We start from the raw sequence: 18,473 nt of genomic DNA, 5'->3' as shown, positions 1-18,473 counted from the left end.
AAACTGACCCATCTATGGTGAATGACATGACAGTGAATTTTAAGCTGACTTCGATAGCAGCGGCGCTTGTCGCAACAACGGCAATCCCCGCCGCCGCCGAACTGAAATACGAAAACAACACGGGCGGTTATGTCCTGCTTTATGGTCAGTTGCACCCGGCCTTAATCTCGGTTGACGACGGTGAAGAGACCGAAACGCGCGTTCTGGACAATGACCTGTCAAACAGCCGCGTCGGTTTGGAACTGTTGCAGCCCTTCGGCAACAACGATTTCACCTTCCGTTTTGAAACCGGGCTTGGTCTGCCGAGCTCGAGCGAGTGGAACCAGCTGGGCACAGATTTCAGCGGCTGGACGCGTGAAGATATCCGTCACGTGGATTTCGCACTTGCCGGTGACTGGGGTAAATTCTCGGCCGGTCAGGGCAGCATGGTGGCCGATGGCGCTGCCGAAGTGGATCTGTCTTACGTCGGAACCGCGCTGTATTCCTTTACCAACGATGAAAATGGCGGGTTCTTCTATCGCGGTACTGACGGTTTTCTGAGCGACATCACCGTTGGCGATTCCAGCAGCAACTTTGACGGTGCGCGCCGTGGCCGCGTTCGGTATGACACGCCGGAGTTCAGCGGTTTTAAGGCCGGCATCGCCTATGGTCAGAACATTCTGTCCAGCAGCGATGACGATGACTATTACGATATCGGCCTTCGCTATAACAACACCTTCGGCGGCGGGGTTGAATTTGCAGCGGCGGTTGCATACTCGGTGCGTTCGGCTGACGATGGATCGGGGGACCGCAAGGATACGATCGGGTCGGCCTCGGTTATGCTGCAAAACGGCCTGAGTTTCACCGTAGCCGCCGGTACGCGGGACAATGACGCGGATGGTGCGTCTGACCCGAACTACTTCTACGGCAAGATTGCCTATGAGGATCAGTGGGTATCCTGGGGTAAAACCGGTATCGGGATCGACTATTACTCGGGTTCGGACTTCGTAAATGACGGCTCCAGCACTGATGCTTGGGGCATCGCTGTTGTTCAGCGTATCGACAGCATCAATACAGATGCATATCTGAAATACCGCAATCACGATTTCGAAGATGGCGCTTCGTTCGACAACAACGAGGCGTGGGTGCTGGGGGCCCGCTGGAGGTTCTGATTTCTCAGCTTTCGATGATCGAACGCTCCGGCCTGTGCCGGGGCGTTTTTTCGTCTGTAATAGGGGTAAAACCAGCCTGAAAGGGCCTTTGCCTCTTGCACGCAGGCGGCTGTGCAAATAGAAGGCGTCAAATTTGCCCGGCGCGCCCGTTTTGCGCGCCCCGAATCCTATGGGGACTACCAAAATGCAGGTTACCGAGACGCTGAACGAAGGTCTGAAGCGCGGCTACAACATCGTTGTGACCGCAGCCGAGCTGGACGACAAGGTCAACGAGAAACTGACCGAAGCGCAGCCCGAGGTTGAAATGAAGGGTTTCCGCAAAGGCAAGGTGCCGATGGCTCTGCTGAAAAAGCAGTTCGGCCAGCGCCTGCTTGGCGAAGCGATGCAAGAAACCATCGACGGTGCGATGAACAAGCACTTTGAGGACAGCGGCGAACGTCCTGCTTTGCAGCCCGAGGTCAAGATGACCAACGAGGACTGGAAAGAAGGCGACGACGTAGAAGTTGCGATGTCCTACGAAGCGCTGCCCGAGATTCCAGAAGTTGACCTGAAATCGGTTGAACTGGAGAAGCTGGTTGTCAAAGCGGACGACGCAGCCGTGGAAGAAGCGCTGAACAACCTGGCCGAGACCGCGCAGAACTTCAAAGCGCGTCGTAAGGGTTCGAAAGCCAAGGACGGTGACCAGATCGTGTTCGACTTTGTTGGTAAAGTTGACGGCGAAGAGTTCGAAGGCGGTTCGGCTGAAGATTACCCGCTGGTTCTGGGCTCGAACAGCTTCATCCCCGGCTTTGAAGAGCAGTTGGTCGGTGTGAAGGCCGAGGAAGAAAAAGACGTCAACGTCACCTTCCCCGAAGAATACGGTGCTGAGCATCTGGCCGGCAAAGACGCCGTTTTCACCTGCACCATCAAAGAGGTGAAAGAGCCGGTCGCGGCTGAGGTCGACGACGAGTTGGCCAAGAAATTTGGTGCCGAAGATCTGGCTGGGTTGAAGGCACAGATCGCCGAGCGTCTGGAAGCCGAATATGCTGGTGCGTCCCGTGCAGTAATGAAGCGCGCTTTGTTGGACGTGCTGGACGAGAAAGTCTCGTTCGACCTGCCGCCGTCACTGGTAGAAGCCGAAGCCAAGCAGATCGCGCATCAGCTGTGGCACGAGGAAAACCCTGACGTCGAAGGTCACGATCACGATCCGATCGAACCAACCGACGAGCATAACAAGCTTGCCGAACGCCGAGTGCGTCTGGGCCTGCTGCTTGCCGAACTGGGCCAGAAGGCCGAGGTTGAAGTGACCGACTCGGAAATGACACAAGCGATCATGAACCAGGCGCGTCAGTACCCGGGCCAGGAGCGCCAGTTCTTTGAATTTGTGCAGCAGAACGCCCAAATGCAGCAGCAGCTGCGTGCGCCTATCTTTGAAGACAAGGTTGTCGACTACGTCTTCGAACTGGCTCAGGTTGCGGACAAAGAAGTCAGCAAGGACGATCTGCAAAAAGCCGTTGAGGCACTGGAAGAGGAATAATCCTCTTCCTTCCCCCATTAGGGGTCAAAAAAAAGCGGAGCCGTCTCGAATTAGACGGCTCCGCATGGGTGGCTTTGTACTATGAGGTGAGGGGGTCAGGCCTCATGAGCAAAAGCACGGGGGGTCTGTAACAGAGCGGTCTTCTGCTCTGGGGTGAATGTGTCGGACAGCGCTTCGATCAGTTTCAGCACTGCCTGCCTTTCTTCTTCCGTCTTGGCCGCACTCATCTGTTCGACAAAGTACTTCTCAAGATCGGTGAGCGGCTTGTGGTCACGATTTGCCGGGCTGAGTTTGGCGGCCTTTTTGGCCTCGAAGAACTCCAACGCCTTTTCTTCTTCGATAAAGACATCGTGGTGAATGTCTGCGAATTCGCGAAGACCCGAAATCCTTTCTTCTGTGCAATCCAGCAACGCCGCCATTGCCGGTACCTTGCCCATCGGAACGGTTTCGCCCACATAGTCGTAAGGCGCACAGTTCGAGCGTTTGAGAACGCGGTTCATAACCGGGTCAATCACGGTGATGATGTCCTGGATACCCGCACTACGGCAGTATTCCAGAGATCCGATCATCAGCTCACAGGTCGCGTAAGAAACCGAGTTCTTCTCTTTTCCTCGGGTCAGTCGCTGCGTGTCGACGCAGAAGCGGGTGGATTCCCACATGGTCGCGCTGCGCATTGGCGCTTCGCCGCATAAGATATCCGAGAACACATCTGAAAGCATGTGCGGGCCGGTTGTCTGGAGTGCACGTACTGCGGCTACGACGTTCCCCTCATCGTCGAGACCAATTACGTATGCAGGATCCAGGTGATCGAACTGATCGATTTCTTTGCCGTCTTCGATGTGGACATCCCATCCAAGTCGTCCACCAAAAACCCGAGCGCGCAGTTCGAACATATCGTCAAGAACTTCGGTGAACAGATGTCTGTTCAGCCCATCAACTACCAAAATCATGTTAACCCCCTTCGAGTGATCTGTCTGTGGATAAGACGTTACCCGGTTTCCACAGCGAATCTATTGGGGGTTTCCCGTAATATTGGCTTTTTTTGGCCCAATTTCGGCAAAATTTGGCTTTATCCTGGGTAGATTAAGCCGATTCCGATGGCCCGACCGACAGCCTGCGGAGTCGTCAGTGCATTAAGCTTTTCGCGAGAAGAGCGCAAGTGCACCTCAACCGTGCGGTGCGAAATCGACAGGATATCGCCGATATCTTGTTGCGATTTACCCGCTGCGGCCCATTGCAAAATCTCCAATTCTCGGCTGGAGAGGGTCGGGTGGTACAGCATCCGGCTGATCGTATCCGATGTCATGACATTGTCATGGATGTGTACGGCCAATGATTGCAGGTCACTTATCACGTTGGGCACCAGTTTCTTCCACTCATCCCGGCTGCACTCGCGCACTGCGCTAAGCAAGCCGATATCTCCGTACGGCCCGCGAACCGGAATCGTAATGCCTTGATCTGGAATGCCAAAATCATGTGCATCGCGAAAAACGCGCTGGAAATCTTTACCGCGTTCCAGACGGCTCCAGTCGACCGGAGCGATACTGCGCTGGCTCATGTGCAGCGTCGGATCGATCAGGTGCAGGCCTTGCTCTTGATAGTGGGTTTTCCAGTCGTCCCCATAAGTCACATGGCCGTGAATCGTACCTGCAGCAGGATTCATACCCGCATAGGCTGCGTGGTCCATTTCATATTTGTCACAGACCTGACGCAGGAACTCGTCATACCGAGTATCCTGTTCGGGAAGAGTGCTGAGATCAACAATATCCATACGGTAACGACCAGTTAGACCCGAGTGAGCGGGCGGATCCCCTTGGCCAGGAAAATGATACTGTCTTCCCTGACGTCAAGCAGGACACCACATTTCGCTTGTCAAGACAAGAAGATGTGGGAAATGTCTGCCTTTTATAGGTAAATGTGCCTTTCGGGCACACAATTACGCACCTTTAAAAGATTTAACGTCAGAGTTGTGCAGTAGGTCATGGGATTCGCCGTGGCATTTCGAAGGTTATGTATGTGCATTACAATCGAAATGCGAATAAAACATGCCTATTCTGTGGCAGAAACCAGACCCGTCTCGACGAGCATGCCCCTGGCCTTTGCTTCGGGCCAATATCCTTTGGCATAAAGAAAGATGGCACGTTGTTGATCTCCATCAGACAAAAGCCAGGCGCCTCGCAGGTATTTTCCGGCAAACTCCAGATTGGTATCGGCGTCCAGCAGGCCTTTGGCATTTCCAGTGTAACCCATTGATCGCGCAGTGGCCGGGAGGATTTGCAGAAGCCCATAATAGGGCCGGTTCACCGCCCACGGTCGATGTGTGCTTTCACGGATGGCCAGCTTGTGCACCAGCTCCCGCGGGAGCTCGTAGTGGTCAGCCCATTTATTGATCGAGGCGCGAAGCTCGGGTGTTTCATTGGGGTAGAGGGGGGGATCGAAGGTATCGCCGGAACCCGAGCTGCCAGGACTGCCACAAGCTGCAAGCGGCGCCATAAGCAACAAGGTTAAGACGCGGCGACGAAGGAGGGGGGTCATCAAAATACTCCTGATTGCGAATGGCGATGATATGAAACCTTCGCCGGTCTGCAAGGCCAGGCGAACAATCGGGCTGAATTTTGCTTGCGATGTAACAAAAAGAAAAAGGGCCGCGTAAAAGCGCGGCCCTTTGAAATTGGATATGCAGCCAGATCAGGCTTTTGCTTCGTCTTCTTCGACCGGAGCTTCTTCGGCAACCAGATCTTCGTCTTCCGAAGCGGCAGAGCCTATGTCGTCGAAAAGTTCGGCGATTTCGAATTCGGCAGCGGCTTCTTCTTCAGCAGCCAGTTCCTGGATCGATTTGCCCGATGCCTGCAGTTCGGCTTCTTCTTCCGAACGTGCGACGTTCATCTTGATCTCGACTTCTACCTCGGGGTGCAGGTTGACTGCGACCGAGTGCAGACCCAGTTCCTTAATCGGAGCGATCAGGGCAATCTGTTTCTTGTCGACGGTGAAGCCAGCTTCGGTTGCGGCGTCTGCGGCATCACGCGGGGTGACCGAACCGTACAGTGCGCCGGCATCCGATGCCGAACGAATCACGATGAACTGCTGACCGTCCAGCTTTTCAGCCAGCGCTTCAGCTTCTTTCTTGGTTTCCAGGTTGCGTGCCTCAAGCTGGGCTTTCTGGGCTTCGAACGACGCGATGTTGGCGTTCGATGCGCTCAGCGCTTTGCCTTGGGGCAGCAGGAAGTTGCGGGCGTAGCCGGGCTTGACGTCAACGACGTCGCCCATCTGACCCAGTTTCGCAACGCGTTCCAGAAGGATAACTTGCATGTCAGTCTCTCCTTACTTCACGGCGTAGGGCAGCAGGGCGAGGAAGCGGGCGCGCTTGATAGCACGGGCCAGTTCACGCTGCTTTTTCGCCGAAACGGCGGTGATGCGCGAAGGTACGATCTTGCCACGCTCAGAGATGTAGCGCTGCAGCAGACGGGTGTCTTTATAGTCGATTTTCGGCGCGTTCTCACCCGAGAACGGGCAGACCTTGCGGCGGCGGAAAAATGGTTTTGCGGCCATGGTTTATGTCCTTTCGTCAGGCGTTGATCAGCGGCGCTCGCGGCGGCCTTCGCGCTCATCGCGCTTCTGCATCTGGACCGAAGGGCCCTCGGCATGCTCGTCGACCTTGATGGTCAGAACTCGCATCACGTCATCATGCAGGCGCATCAGGCGTTCCATTTCCTGAACCGCACCCGAAGGGGCATCGGTTTTCAGGAAGGCATAGTGGCCTTTGCGGTTCTTGTTGATCTTGTAAGCCATCGTCTTGACGCCCCAGTACTCGCTTTCGACGACGTTGCCGCCGTTGTCAGCCAGAACGGTGCCGAAATGTTCGACAAGGCTTTCTGCCTGCGCGTTGGACAAATCCTGACGCGCGATCATTACATGCTCATACAGTGGCATGTGCACTCCTGTTTATATCAAGGCGCATTTCAAAGGCGGGGCCATATGGTCCTTCGCGACCCTGCCACGAGAGGCTGCGCGATTCATAACTCCTGCGAAGGATGGCCCCGTATACACGTTTGAGCGGGCGGGGCAAGCCCTGCCACATATGCCTTTGTGAAGTCGCCCTATTTCCACTGGTGCGCCCAATTCCTGACGCTTTTCGCCCCGAGGTTGTTCATGAAGCCGGGAGAACCCGGTAGATTGGAAAACATAGACAGGGCAAGACAATGGCCGTCATGAACACAAACACTTTTGAACAATCGGCACCTGCCGCGGTATTTGATAAATCCGTCCCCGTGCTGATTACGTTTGCGCCGAATTGGCGGGCTCGGATGTTTCTTCTGCGTGCCGTTGGTGTCTTTCTGATTGTGTCGGCCTTTTCGATGTGGTTGATGCCGGGTTCGGTTATGGGGGCCGAGGTTTGGCCTATCAAGTTAGTCGCTTCGCTGATGTTCTTGATTGTTGGCGTCAGCCTGCTGACCATCGAGGTGATGGATGCGCGCCCAGACGCCTACTTTGACCCAATCCGCCGCGAGGTTCGCATTCTTCAGAAAAACGAAAACGGTCGGCCGCAAACGGTATTGCGCCGCAGCTACGACTCGCTGGGTGGCGCGCGTTTCGCTGACGACCAGGTCGAACTGTACGATGTAGACGGAAGCCTGCTGATGAAGCTGCCACTGGAATCGGCGGATGTTGGCTCAGCGCTCAAAGGTCAACTCAGCCAAAACGTAACAATTTTCGCCTGACTTTTATTCTGTTCAAAAAGGAACAGAAGTTGTGAATCAAAAAAACTTGTGTGCTGCCCTTGGGCAGCACATTTTTGTTATCGAGCAACCCATTCGGTTTGCATTCACAAATTTGCGGAGATTGTCATGAAATCCACCCTTCTTGCTGCTGCTTTGGCCGTATCAGCGACCTCGGCGTTTGCCAGCGCCGAGAAATACGTTCTGGACCCCAGCCACAGCCAGGTCATCTTCAGCTATAACCACCTTGGCTTTTCGACCACCACGGGCATGTTTTCGGGCTTTGAGGGCGAAATCATGTTTGATCAGGAAGACCCGGCAGCATCGAGCGTGACTGTTTCGATGCCGGTCGTTGAGATGATCACCGGTTGGAAACCGCGCGAAGATCACTTCATGACCGAAGATTTCTTTGGCGCAGCCGAAGGTGATCTGGTGACCTTCACTTCAACTGGTATTGAGGTCACTGGCGAAAACACAGCCAACATCACCGGTGATCTGACCATGAATGGTGTCACCAAATCCGTGGTTCTGGATGCCAAGCTTAACCAGGTGGGTGAGCACCCGATGGCGGGCAAGCCATGGGCCGGATTTGACGCCACCACAACGCTGGTGCGCAGCGATTTTGATTTGGGCCAATTCGCTCCATTCGTGGGTGACGAGGTCGAGGTCAATATTTCGATCGAGGCGCAGAAGGCCGACTAATCCCTTCATGATCCCAAAAAAAGAAACCGTCGGGGTTATGCGCCCCGGCGGTTTTTCATTTGTCGTCGCGTTCTGCCGTCAATTCAACTGCAACGATAACCGTGAACCCCAACGAATCTTCGGTGGGTTGCGATGTTCCAACGTCGAAATCCATTCGGTTGAGTTCCAGATTCCCCGACATCGTCGCTGCATCGTCGGCCAGTTCCAACGTAAATGGCAGGACGACATCGATAGATTTGTCCCGGATTGTCAGAGGTCCTCGCGCCTCATAACCCGCATCCGTTTTGAACAGGTCGGCCTTAAATTGAGCCGTAGGAAACTGCGCACTGTCAAAAAAATCCGCACCCATCGCTTGGTCGGTGACTGTGCCGATGCTGAGTGAACCAATGGCAATCGTTACATCGACGGAACCGGCCAACCCCGGCTCGGCGGGATCCTCAAACGCTATCGCTGCAGTCCAGTCTGCAAACTCGCCGCTTACGGGACTGCCCAGTTGCGAGATAGTAATCGACAGGGATCCGTCTTCGACCTCCCATTCCGATTGAACTTGCGCAAGTTCGGCCGTGTCTTCGGATGCTTTGGACTGGTCGTCAAAGACACCGTTGGACCAACCTCCAACCAGCACCGCGCCCCAGATTGCCAAGGCGGCGAAGGCGGGAACAATGGAATGGTGCTGTGCCGGGGGTTCCGGCGCGTCCGATTGGCCGGGCAGCATACGGCGCAGGGTGCTGTCTTTGTCCACGACATGGTGTTTCAGCGCGCCCGCTATGTGCAGCACGAGTGCCACACCCAGGGCCCAGACGAAAAGCCAATGCAGGCTGGCGCTGATGTCGGCAAGGAAAGCTGACTTCGGAATAAGCGGCAGGTTCTGACCAAGGGGCCATAGGATCGGCGCGAAGCCGTCGGTGGCGGCGTGGTGGATCCAGCCGCTGAGTGGAGCCAGTACAAGCGAGCCGTACAGCAGCCAGTGCACAGTTTCGGCGGCGAAGGCCTCGGGTTTGTTTTCAGCGTTCAGCAAGCCCGGCTTCGTCTGGGTAACAGCCCAAAGGATTCGGGCCAGTGCGACGAAGAACACGGTAACACCAATGGTTTTGTGCAGTGAAAACAGCTGGGCGGCGCGGGCGATGTCATCCTCGGTCGTGGGAATGCTCGGATCGTAAATCGCATGGGCCAATTGGTTCGCGAACCAGCCCAGCGGCAGAGCCGTCAGGATCAGTAGCGCGGTCAGCCAGTGAAATGCTTTGGTTACACCACCATAGCTGGACCGGGTGTTGGTAAGGGGCATCGATTGGCTCTCCGAGTTTCTGAATTGAGGGTAAGTTAAATGGATGCCGTGTGGACACAAGACAGAGAAATGCACAGTAAAGGTGTCCTGATGCAGAACGCAGGCAATGCTTGTGCCGCGCCGATTGTCAGTTTAAACCCCGCCGAAATCTGACGTCACGCAAGAGGCACCAATGACACGCGCGTTTGTTTTCCCCGGGCAGGGCGCCCAGACCATCGGAATGGGCAAGGCCTTGGCTGAGGCATATCCAGCCGCCCGCGCCGTTTTCGATGAGGTCGATGAGGCCTTGGGCGAAAAACTGAGCGATCTGATCTGGGACGGCGATATCGCAGAGCTGACCCTGACTCAGAATGCACAGCCCGCGCTGATGGCAACCTCGATGGCCGCAATGCGCGCACTTGAGGCCGAAGGCGTTTCGATTTCAATGGCATCTTATGTGGCGGGTCACTCGCTGGGTGAATACTCGGCGCTGGCTGCGGCCGGAGCCTTGACGGTTGCCGATACTGCCCGCCTGCTGCGGACGCGCGGGCAGGCGATGCAAAGTGCAGTGCCGGTGGGCGAGGGCGCAATGGCCGCCATTCTGGGGCTCGATCTTGAAGCGGTGCGCGCCGTTGCGGAAGAGGCCGCGCAAGATGAGGTCTGTCAGGCTGCCAATGACAATGACCCAACCCAGGTAGTCGTTTCTGGTTCAAAAGCCGCTGTTGAGCGCGCAGCCGAGATCGCCAAGGAAAAAGGTGCCAAGCGTGCAATTATGTTGCCGGTAAGTGCTCCATTTCACTGTGCGCTGATGCAGCCTGCGGCAGATGTAATGGCAGAGGCTTTGGCCTCGGTTGAAATCAAAGCGCCTGCCGTGCCTTTGGTTGCGAATGTTCGCGCCGAAGCTGTGGCTGATCCAGATATGATCCGTCAGTTGCTGGTGGAACAGGTCACCGGCTCGGTTCGGTGGCGAGAGAGCGTACAGTACATGGTCGCGCAGGGTGTGACCGAAGCGTGGGAGATCGGCGCGGGCAAAGCTTTGTCGGGCATGATCCGCAAGATCGATCGAGCATTGGCGTGCACAGCGGTCGGGACGCCTGAAGATGTACAAAAAGCCGTTAACCCCGGCGCATGAACAAGGGACAGCCGCCGGATTCGGCGGCCAGAGAGGAAACATAGATGTTTGATTTGACAGGTAAGAATGCGCTAATCACCGGTGCTTCGGGTGGTATTGGCGGCGATATCGCCCGCGCGCTTTACGACGCTGGTGCAACTGTTGGCCTTTCCGGAACGCGCGTGGAGCCTCTGCAAGCTCTGGCCGACAGCCTTGGCGATCGTGCGCATGTCTTGCCGTGTAACCTGAGCGATCCCGAAGCCGTCGAGGCCCTGCCGAAACAAGCGGCTGAGGCGATGGGCTCGGTTGATATTCTGGTGAACAACGCAGGCATCACACGCGACAACCTGTTCATGCGCATGTCGGATGAAGAATGGCAGAGCGTGATCGACGTGAACATGACCGCAACGATGAAGCTGTGCAAAGGCGTGATCCGGGGCATGATGAAGGCGCGCTGGGGTCGGATCGTCAATGTCTCGTCCGTTGTGGCTGCGATCGGAAACCCAGGGCAGGCGAACTATGCTGCTTCCAAAGCGGGTATGATCGGCTTTTCCAAGGCGCTGGCGCATGAGGTTGCGACCCGTGGCATTACCGTTAATGCGGTTGCGCCGGGCTTTATCACAACCGCGATGACCGAGAAGCTGACGGTTGAGCAAAAGAAGGGTCTGATGCTCAAGGTTCCGGCCGGTCGTATGGGTGATCCGCAGGAAATCGCAGCCGCTGTGCTGTATCTGGCAAGCCCTGAAGCAGGTTATGTTACCGGAAGCACCTTGCATGTGAATGGCGGTATGGCCATGTTGTAATCGCAATTCAGGGTGGGCGCGAAAGCGTTTGCCTTGTGCGTTGTCTGTGCTATAGGCGGCGCATATGCGCAGGAACCGGTCCAAGGGCCGGTTCTCTGATTTCCCGGGGACCCGGGACCCAAACCGCCCGGAAAGGGCAAAACCAGTCCATCCCGAACGGGCAAGGGCAGAACCGGGCGGACAGCCCTGAAATGAAATGAGGAATAGACATGAGCGACGTCGCAGATCGCGTAAAGAAGATCGTTGTTGAGCACCTGGGTGTTGAAGAGGACAAGGTTGCTGAAAACGCCTCGTTCATCGACGATCTGGGCGCAGACAGCCTGGACACCGTTGAGCTGGTAATGGCGTTCGAAGAAGAGTTCGGCATCGAGATTCCGGACGACGCAGCCGAGACCATCCAGACCTTTGGCGACGCGGTCAAATTCATCAGCGAAGCTTCCTAAGCTGACCTGACTGAGACAAAAACGGCGCTTCCGGGCAACGGAAGCGCCGTTTTTTTATGCTCTGCCACATTTCGCGCTTGCTTTGAGGCGTTGAGGCTCCGCACTCTGACACCTGAGGCAAGTTTCTGAGCGGGCAAGGGCATGATAAGATCCACCCCGATGATCAATACGGCGCGTCTGACCTTGTGTGCTATGCGCCCCGAGGATTTCAACCGGTTCGCCGAAATCTGGCGCGACCCCGAAGTTGTACGCCATATCGGAGGCACCCCGAAAACGCGCGGCGAGGCGTGGGATTCTTTCCTGCGCAACGCTGGACATTGGCAGATGACCGGGTTCGGTCAATGGGGTGTGATGCTGCAGTCGAATCGTACTCTGATCGGGCAAGCCGGGTTCTTCTATGGCAACCGGTCTCTGGGCGATGATTTCGATGGTTTTCCCGAAGCCGGCTGGGTTCTGGCCCCGGACATGCAGGGGCAAGGATACGGGTGTGAGGCCGCGCAGGCGGCGCACGACTGGTTCGACCGGATCATTCCGGGCCCGTTGGTTGCGCTGATCGACGCGGACCATGCAGCCTCACAGCGATTGGCTGAAAAGCTGGGCTACAAGCTGTTGCGCGAAGCTGAATACCGCGACACCCCCGTTCATCTGTTTCGCCGTGACGGACCTCCTACACGGGTGTGAAACGCATTAGGCAGTGCGATGCCGCAAAATGGACGAGCTTTGCCGATCTTGTGAAACAAAGCGGCAAACTGAGACTCTATGCTATCGTGGAATTACGGAATGATTCAGCGGAGGATATGAATCATGATGATTTACCCCACGATGGAGTTGCAGAACGGTCGGTGCGTTACGCTGGACAAGGGGCGTCTGAATGAAGCGATGATCTGGCATGTCGATCCGGTCGAGACCGCGCGCGGCTGGTCTGCGGCTGGAGCGGAATGGATGCAGCTTACGGATTTTGACGCGATCGAAGGCCGGGATACCAATTCAGTACTGATCGAAGAAATTATTCGCTCCTCTGAAATGTCAGTGCAGTTGGCAGGGGGGATGCGGACCCGCGAGCATGTTGAACATTGGATCAACAAAGGGGCTGGCCGAATCGTGATTGGCACACTTGCGGCTTGGGACCCACAGTTGGTTAAGGAATTGGCTAAGCTTTATCCCGATCAGATCGTGTTGGCGGTCGATGTTTGGCAAGGGCAAGTGATGACCGAAGGTTGGCGTAGCCAAAGTGCGTTTACCCCGGAAGCCTTCATCGAAGCTTTCGCGGATACGCCTCTTGCAGCAATTTTGGTGACCGATATCGATAGTGATATGGAAGATGTCGAGGCGCAGCTGGGTCTGATTTCAGGACTGGCCGAAAAATCGCGTACACCGATCATAGCCAGCGGTGTCGTGCGTACCAGCGACGATATCTCTCGTCTCGCCTATATCTCGAATATTTCGGGTGCGATCGTTGGCCGGGCACTGTTCCGCAAGTCCGTCGATCTGTCCGAAGCACTGGAAGTCGCCCAATCGGCACACGAGCCAGTCGCCGAGTTCCAGTAAACTTCAGTACCAGACGACCCGCCTTTCCCGTTGAAGGAAGGGCGGGCTTTTGCTTTTCAGGCATCGTTCAACTCAATTGACAGAGGATTTGAACAGGTTACGGCACAAGGATGCCGGTTCAGAATATGCCGTTGCTCTTGCCCCCGCACCCCGGGCCGGGGTATGAGCGGTTCTCATAACAGGAAGCAGGCAAGAGGCACTTCATGCGCAGAGTCGTTGTAACCGGTCTTGGATTGGTCACTCCTTTGGCCAGTGGGGTTGAGGAAACATGGTCACGGCTGCTGGATGGAGAATCCGGCGCAGGACCAATCACGCAGTTTGATGCCGAGGCAAGCGGGGTCACCACGACCTATGCCTGCGAAGTGCCGCGCGGAGATGGCACCAACGGGACGTTTAATCCTGACGATTGGATGCCGCCGAAAGAACAGCGCAAGATTGAAGATTTCATCCTATATTCCATCGCTGCAGCCGAGATGGCTTGCAAGGATGCCAATTGGCTGCCCGAAGACGAAGAAGACCGCCTGCGCACGGGCGTTCTGATTGGGTCCGGTATCGGTGGGCTGGGATCAATTGCCAACACGGCCAACCTGATCCGCGACAAAGGTCCGCGCAGGGTTTCTCCGTTCTTTATCCCGGGCGCGCTGATCAATCTGGCCTCGGGGCAGGTTTCGATCCGTCATGGGTTCAAGGGGCCGAACCACTCGGTCGTGACTGCTTGCTCGACCGGTGCTCATGCGATCGGTGATGCCAGCCGCATCATCCGCGCCGGGGATGCAGACGTGATGATCGCAGGTGGAGGCGAGGGCTGTATTTGCGAAATCGGTATCGCCGGCTTCAACGCCTGCAAGGCGCTGTCGACCAAATACGCCGATGATCCAAAGAAAGCGAGCCGCCCCTATGACATCGACCGCGACGGTTTCGTCATGGGCGAAGGTGCAGGCATTGTAGTTCTTGAGGATTACGAACACGCCAAAGCGCGCGGTGCCAAGATTTATGCCGAGGTTCTGGGCTATGGGATGTCGGGTGACGCTTATCACATAACCGCGCCGTCCGAGGATGGCGACGGGGCCGAACGCTCGATGAAAGCAGCGCTGCGTAGTGCGGGGCTTGAGCCGAAGGATCTGGATTATATTAACGCGCATGGGACCTCGACCATGGCGGATACGATTGAGCTGGGCGCGGTAGAACGCCTGCTGGGGGATCACGCCAGCAACGCGACGATGACTTCGACCAAATCAGCCACTGGTCACCTGCTGGGCGCCGCTGGCGCGATTGAGGCGATCTTTTCGATCCTTGCGATCCGCGATCAGGTTGCACCGCCGACCATCAACCTGGACAACCCTGCGGTGGAGACTCCGATCGACTTGGCACCGAATGCAAAACGAGAGCGTGAGATCAACGTGGCTTTGTCGAACTCGTTCGGGTTTGGCGGCACCAATGCAAGTGTGATCTTCGGAAAGGTCAGCTAAATGTGGCGAGCGCTCGCTTCGAACGCGTTGACAATACTGATCGTTGGGCTGTTCCTGATGGGCGGTGTCGTCCTGTGGGGGCAGTCGCAATACAAGTCCGAAGGACCGCTGGAAACCGCGATCTGCCTGCAGGTAAAGCCAGGCTCCAACATGACACGGGTCAGCCGTGACCTCGAGGACCAAGGTGCGATCAGCAGCGGGTTGATTTTCCGCTTAGCTGCTGATTACACAGACAAATCTCAGCAGCTGAAAGCGGGTAGCTTTCTGGTTCGCGAAGGCGCGTCGATGGAGCAAATCGTCGACGACATAACTCATAGCGGCGCCAGCACTTGCGGTACCGAGATCGAATACCGCATTGGCGTGACCCGTATGCAGACCCGCGTGCGGGAACTGAACCCGGCGACTCTGGATTTTGATGAGGTGGCTTCCTTTGTGATCGGCGAAGAGGACGCCCCGGAAGTTTATGCAGAAAAACGCGGTGAGGCGGATACGCGTTATCGCATCTCGTTAGCTGAAGGCGTCACCAGTTGGCAGATTGTCGAGTCGCTGAAGGCGATGGATTTGCTAACCGGCGAAGTAGCCGAATTGCCCGCTGAAGGGATGTTGGCCCCTGACAGTTATGAGGTCAGACCCGGTGAAGATCGGAATGCAATTCTTGCTGAAATGCAGGAAAAACAGCAGCTTAGAATCAACGCGGCGTGGGAGGGGCGTCAGGATGATTTACCTCTGAACAGCCCCGAAGAGATGCTGATTTTGGCTTCGATCATCGAAAAAGAAACAGGTCAGCCGGAAGAGCGTGGCCAGGTAGCCAGCGTTTTCGTTAACCGTCTGAACCAAGGTATGAGGCTGCAGACAGACCCGACGGTGATCTATGGTGTAACCAAAGGGCAGGGTACTTTGGGTCGCGGTTTGCGGCAAAGCGAACTGCGCCGTGCGACGCCTTGGAACACCTATGTCATCGAAGGGCTGCCACCCACCCCGATTGCCAATCCGGGTCTTGCGAGCCTTGAGGCTGCGGTGGCACCTGACAACACGGATTTCATCTTCTTTGTTGCGGACGGAACCGGTGGTCATGCCTTTGCCGAGACCCTGCAAGAGCACAATCGCAACGTCGCAAAGTGGCGTGAGATCGAGGCTGAGCGGAATTCCGGGAACTGATTCAATCGTCCGTGTTGTACAGGTTTGAAACGGCACTTTGTCCGACTTGTACAACACGAATCTCTGACCCCGATAAAGCAACGGCTCGGTCAATCGACCGGGCCGTTTCTTATTCAGGCCGCTTTCGCGCGACGCGTTCGGCGGCGTTTCTGACCGCCCGGTTTGGGCGCACCAGAGTGCTGAGGTTTCGGGCTGCGACGGCGGTTGCTTGGGCGGCGCGGGGTTTTCTTTGGTGAGATTGCTTCAGGCATCTCACCGCTGGCGACCGGGATTTCGATCTTCATCAGTTTCTGAATCTGACGCAGCAGGTCGACCTCTTCCGCCGAGCAGAAGGCAATGGCCTCGCCCTCGCGGCCTGCACGAGCGGTGCGGCCGATGCGGTGGACATAGTTGTCCGGTACCTCGGGCAGGTCGTAGTTGATCACATAGGCCACGCCCGGAATATCGATGCCGCGCGCGGCGACGTCGGTAGCGACCAGAACATTGACCTCACCGGCGCGGAACGCCTTGATGGCGCGGTCGCGTTGGCCCTGACTTTTGTTGCCGTGGATCGAGGCTGCATTGTAGCCATCGGCGACAAGCCCCTTCATCAGCTTTTCGGCCCCGTGTTTGGTGCGGGAGAAGACCAACGTCAGCGCGTCCATGTCAGCCGAGAGGATCTCGCGCAGTTTGGCGGGTTTTGCAGGCTTTTCAACAAAGTGGATCGACTGCATGATCTTGTCGGCTGCTTTGCCGGGGGGCGAGACCTGCACCCGTTGCGGGTTGGTCAGGTAAGCGCGGCTGAGCTCTTCCATTTGCTTCGGCATGGTGGCTGAGAACAGCATGGTTTGGCGCGGCGTGCCCAGTTCCGGCGCGATCCGACGCAGGGCATGGATGAAGCCCATATCGAGCATCTGGTCAGCCTCGTCCAGTACGAGGCGCTTGACTGAACCCAGATTAACCGCACCGCGATCCATCAGGTCGATCAGGCGACCGGGGGTGGCGACAAGAATGTCGGTGCCGCGCGCCAGAAACATGATCTGCTTGTTGATCGACTGACCGCCAACCACGGTCGCGACGCGGATCTTGGTTTTCTTGGTCAAGTTGCGAAGGCTGTCGGCGATCTGGTTGACCAACTCGCGGGTGGGCGCAAGGATCAGCGCCTTGGCGGTTTTGGGATCGGGCTTGCCGGGCTGGGCCAGCAGATGGTCGATCAGCGGCAGGCCAAAGGCCAATGTCTTGCCTGTACCGGTCTGGGCGAGGCCAAGGATATCGTGACCATTCAGGGCCAGCGGGATCGCCTGGTTCTGGATCGGGGTCGGTTGAGTGAAGTTGGCGCGCTTGAGCGCATCATTTAGAGCGGGCGCAAGGCCCAGCATATCGAAGTCGAACAAATAACTATCCTTTGCAGCCCGAGGCAATGGCCCACGGGCAAGTCGTGATGGGCCGCATCCGCGACCGGCAGGGGTTGTGCGAAACCTCAGGACGTGCAGGCGTTCCCTGCAGCATCTGGTTGTCGCGTCAAGAACCCTGCGTGATGGGGAACTATGGGTGAATCGGGCGCTGTTGGGGGCGGTGTCGCCCACGTGCTCACGCGGTAGCGCTGTTTGAGGGGCACATGCGCCTTGCGGTCGCGATTGTCAAGCGCCGTGTCGGCCATAAGCTTGCGCGGGTTGCGCGTTTGCCAGATACGGTTCGGAAGGTTTTATGAGTCGGGTCATGACATTCAGAGCTTTACACGGAGCGGATTTGAGGACCGCCAGCGTCGCCCTTGTCATCGGCGGGATGATGTGGGGGCTGTACTGGATTCCGGTTCGCTACTTTGTCGACCAAGGACTGGATGGCCCATGGCCCGGTATTGTGATGTACACCTCGGCGTTGATCGTACTGACGCCTTTCCTGATGCGCGAACGGCAAGCGCTTTTGAAAGATTGGCGCGGGCTGATCTTCAGCGGGATGTTCACCGGTGCTGCGTTCAGCTTGTTTACCATCAGTCTGGTTTACACAGATGTCGTCCGGTCAATCCTGCTGTTCTATCTGACACCGGTCTGGGGAACGATCCTTGGAATGGTGTTTCTGGGTGAGCGTCTTGGCCCGGCGCGCGTGCTGGGCTTACTCTGCGGTCTGGGTGGCATGTTCATCGTGCTTGGCGGAGAACAGGGGTTTCCCTGGCCGCGCAATGCTGGAGACTGGCTGGCCCTGATCTCGGGGATCACTTGGGCGATGGGATCGCTGGGGCTTTATCGGACGTCCGGTATCTCTGTTCCGGGGCAGGTTTTTGCCTTTGTTTCAGGCGCTTTGGTGTTGTCTCTGCTGAGCGTTCCATTCGGCGGCGGTTTGGCGTCATCAGAGGCAGTCGGCGAGATGGTTATACGTATCGGCCCGGTCGCGTTGCTGTCGGTCCTGTACACCTTGCCGATGTTTTTTCTGACGATTTGGCCCGCAACCAAGCTGACCCCGGCACGCGTTGGTCTACTGCTGATGAGCGAAGTTGTGGTGGGCCTGATCTCGGCGGCGGTCTTCTCGGGCGAGCCGTTTGGGATGAGAGAAGCATTGGGTGCGGCTTTGATCGTAAGCGCTGCGTTTCTTGAGGTCATGCGGGGCTGATCGTTAA

At 56.7% G+C, this 18,473-nt stretch carries 20 protein-coding genes; 12 read left to right on the top strand and 8 right to left on the bottom strand.

What is annotated here, in order from left to right; translation table 11 throughout:
* The first annotated feature begins 26 nt into the window (after nucleotides 1-26).
* Nucleotides 27-1,151: a porin gene (locus ACR0I1_RS04485; RefSeq protein WP_480705159.1), complete on the top strand. Its 1,125-nt coding sequence runs from the start codon at nucleotides 27-29 to the stop codon at nucleotides 1,149-1,151.
* A gap of 184 nt (nucleotides 1,152-1,335) precedes the next feature.
* On the top strand, nucleotides 1,336-2,667 hold the full coding sequence (gene tig / locus ACR0I1_RS04480) for a trigger factor (RefSeq protein WP_170396960.1): 1,332 nt from the start codon (nucleotides 1,336-1,338) through the stop codon (nucleotides 2,665-2,667).
* Between the two features lie 95 nt (nucleotides 2,668-2,762).
* Here tig and ACR0I1_RS04475 read toward each other — a convergent pair whose 3' ends face one another.
* The 6 genes from ACR0I1_RS04475 to rpsF form a co-directional block, all read right to left on the bottom strand.
* Nucleotides 2,763-3,617 carry an acyl-homoserine-lactone synthase gene (locus ACR0I1_RS04475; protein WP_170396444.1) on the bottom strand — a complete coding sequence of 285 codons (855 nt, stop codon included), beginning with the start codon at nucleotides 3,615-3,617 and terminating at the stop codon, nucleotides 2,763-2,765.
* A 119-nt stretch (nucleotides 3,618-3,736) separates the two neighbouring features.
* On the bottom strand, nucleotides 3,737-4,438 hold the full coding sequence (locus tag ACR0I1_RS04470; protein WP_170396446.1) for an autoinducer binding domain-containing protein: 702 nt from the start codon (nucleotides 4,436-4,438) through the stop codon (nucleotides 3,737-3,739).
* A gap of 278 nt (nucleotides 4,439-4,716) precedes the next feature.
* Nucleotides 4,717-5,202 carry a lytic transglycosylase domain-containing protein gene (locus tag ACR0I1_RS04465; RefSeq protein ID WP_170396448.1) on the bottom strand — a complete coding sequence of 162 codons (486 nt, stop codon included), beginning with the start codon at nucleotides 5,200-5,202 and terminating at the stop codon, nucleotides 4,717-4,719.
* Between the two features lie 153 nt (nucleotides 5,203-5,355).
* Entirely contained in the window at nucleotides 5,356-5,976 is a 621-nt protein-coding gene (gene rplI, locus ACR0I1_RS04460; RefSeq protein WP_170396450.1) for a 50S ribosomal protein L9, read from the bottom strand.
* Nucleotides 5,977-5,988: 12 nt separating this feature from the next.
* Nucleotides 5,989-6,216 (bottom strand): 30S ribosomal protein S18, encoded by a 228-nt coding sequence (gene rpsR, locus ACR0I1_RS04455; protein WP_005608650.1) that lies wholly within the window; start codon nucleotides 6,214-6,216, stop codon nucleotides 5,989-5,991.
* A 27-nt stretch (nucleotides 6,217-6,243) separates the two neighbouring features.
* The gene (rpsF, locus tag ACR0I1_RS04450) at nucleotides 6,244-6,597 is read right to left on the bottom strand and encodes a 30S ribosomal protein S6 (protein WP_068332653.1); all 354 of its coding nucleotides are present in this window, start codon (nucleotides 6,595-6,597) and stop codon (nucleotides 6,244-6,246) included.
* Nucleotides 6,598-6,875: 278 nt separating this feature from the next.
* Here rpsF and ACR0I1_RS04445 point away from each other — a divergent pair, with 278 nt between their 5' ends.
* Together ACR0I1_RS04445 and ACR0I1_RS04440 are read left to right on the top strand one after the other, a co-directional pair.
* Nucleotides 6,876-7,385: a hypothetical protein gene (locus ACR0I1_RS04445; protein WP_255612061.1), complete on the top strand. Its 510-nt coding sequence runs from the start codon at nucleotides 6,876-6,878 to the stop codon at nucleotides 7,383-7,385.
* Between the two features lie 126 nt (nucleotides 7,386-7,511).
* Complete coding sequence (locus tag ACR0I1_RS04440) at nucleotides 7,512-8,084, top strand: YceI family protein (protein ID WP_170646377.1); 573 nt, start codon at nucleotides 7,512-7,514, stop codon at nucleotides 8,082-8,084.
* 55 nt (nucleotides 8,085-8,139) lie between these two features.
* On the opposite strand, the gene ACR0I1_RS04435 is transcribed toward ACR0I1_RS04440, so the two are convergent.
* Nucleotides 8,140-9,369: a cytochrome b/b6 domain-containing protein gene (locus ACR0I1_RS04435; RefSeq protein ID WP_480705155.1), complete on the bottom strand. Its 1,230-nt coding sequence runs from the start codon at nucleotides 9,367-9,369 to the stop codon at nucleotides 8,140-8,142.
* 172 nt (nucleotides 9,370-9,541) lie between these two features.
* Here ACR0I1_RS04435 and fabD point away from each other — a divergent pair, with 172 nt between their 5' ends.
* The 7 genes from fabD (at nucleotide 9,542) to mltG (ending at nucleotide 15,880) form a co-directional block, all read left to right on the top strand.
* The gene (gene fabD / locus ACR0I1_RS04430; RefSeq protein ID WP_170403147.1) at nucleotides 9,542-10,480 is read left to right on the top strand and encodes an ACP S-malonyltransferase; all 939 of its coding nucleotides are present in this window, start codon (nucleotides 9,542-9,544) and stop codon (nucleotides 10,478-10,480) included.
* Nucleotides 10,481-10,524: 44 nt separating this feature from the next.
* Complete coding sequence (fabG, locus tag ACR0I1_RS04425) at nucleotides 10,525-11,262, top strand: 3-oxoacyl-[acyl-carrier-protein] reductase (RefSeq protein WP_480705153.1); 738 nt, start codon at nucleotides 10,525-10,527, stop codon at nucleotides 11,260-11,262.
* Between the two features lie 209 nt (nucleotides 11,263-11,471).
* The gene (locus ACR0I1_RS04420) at nucleotides 11,472-11,705 is read left to right on the top strand and encodes an acyl carrier protein (protein WP_008756330.1); all 234 of its coding nucleotides are present in this window, start codon (nucleotides 11,472-11,474) and stop codon (nucleotides 11,703-11,705) included.
* 141 nt (nucleotides 11,706-11,846) lie between these two features.
* The gene (locus tag ACR0I1_RS04415) at nucleotides 11,847-12,386 is read left to right on the top strand and encodes a GNAT family N-acetyltransferase (protein ID WP_170403143.1); all 540 of its coding nucleotides are present in this window, start codon (nucleotides 11,847-11,849) and stop codon (nucleotides 12,384-12,386) included.
* 123 nt (nucleotides 12,387-12,509) lie between these two features.
* Complete coding sequence (locus ACR0I1_RS04410) at nucleotides 12,510-13,253, top strand: 1-(5-phosphoribosyl)-5-[(5-phosphoribosylamino)methylideneamino]imidazole-4-carboxamide isomerase (RefSeq protein ID WP_480705151.1); 744 nt, start codon at nucleotides 12,510-12,512, stop codon at nucleotides 13,251-13,253.
* 203 nt (nucleotides 13,254-13,456) lie between these two features.
* Nucleotides 13,457-14,722 (top strand): beta-ketoacyl-ACP synthase II, encoded by a 1,266-nt coding sequence (gene fabF, locus ACR0I1_RS04405; protein WP_170396465.1) that lies wholly within the window; start codon nucleotides 13,457-13,459, stop codon nucleotides 14,720-14,722.
* Nucleotides 14,723-15,880 carry an endolytic transglycosylase MltG gene (gene mltG, locus ACR0I1_RS04400; RefSeq protein ID WP_170817924.1) on the top strand — a complete coding sequence of 386 codons (1,158 nt, stop codon included), beginning with the start codon at nucleotides 14,723-14,725 and terminating at the stop codon, nucleotides 15,878-15,880. It abuts the gene before it with no gap.
* 113 nt (nucleotides 15,881-15,993) lie between these two features.
* Here mltG and ACR0I1_RS04395 read toward each other — a convergent pair whose 3' ends face one another.
* Nucleotides 15,994-17,253: a DEAD/DEAH box helicase gene (locus ACR0I1_RS04395; protein ID WP_480705149.1), complete on the bottom strand. Its 1,260-nt coding sequence runs from the start codon at nucleotides 17,251-17,253 to the stop codon at nucleotides 15,994-15,996.
* A gap of 325 nt (nucleotides 17,254-17,578) precedes the next feature.
* Between ACR0I1_RS04395 and ACR0I1_RS04390 the strand changes: the two genes are divergently transcribed.
* A complete protein-coding gene (locus ACR0I1_RS04390; RefSeq protein ID WP_480705147.1) occupies nucleotides 17,579-18,466 on the top strand; it encodes a DMT family transporter in 888 nt (295 codons plus the stop codon).
* Nucleotides 18,467-18,473: the final 7 nt, after the last annotated feature.

This window comes from Ruegeria sp. B11, from assembly GCF_056539785.1.
This window is presented reverse-complemented; position numbering and strand designations above follow the sequence as displayed.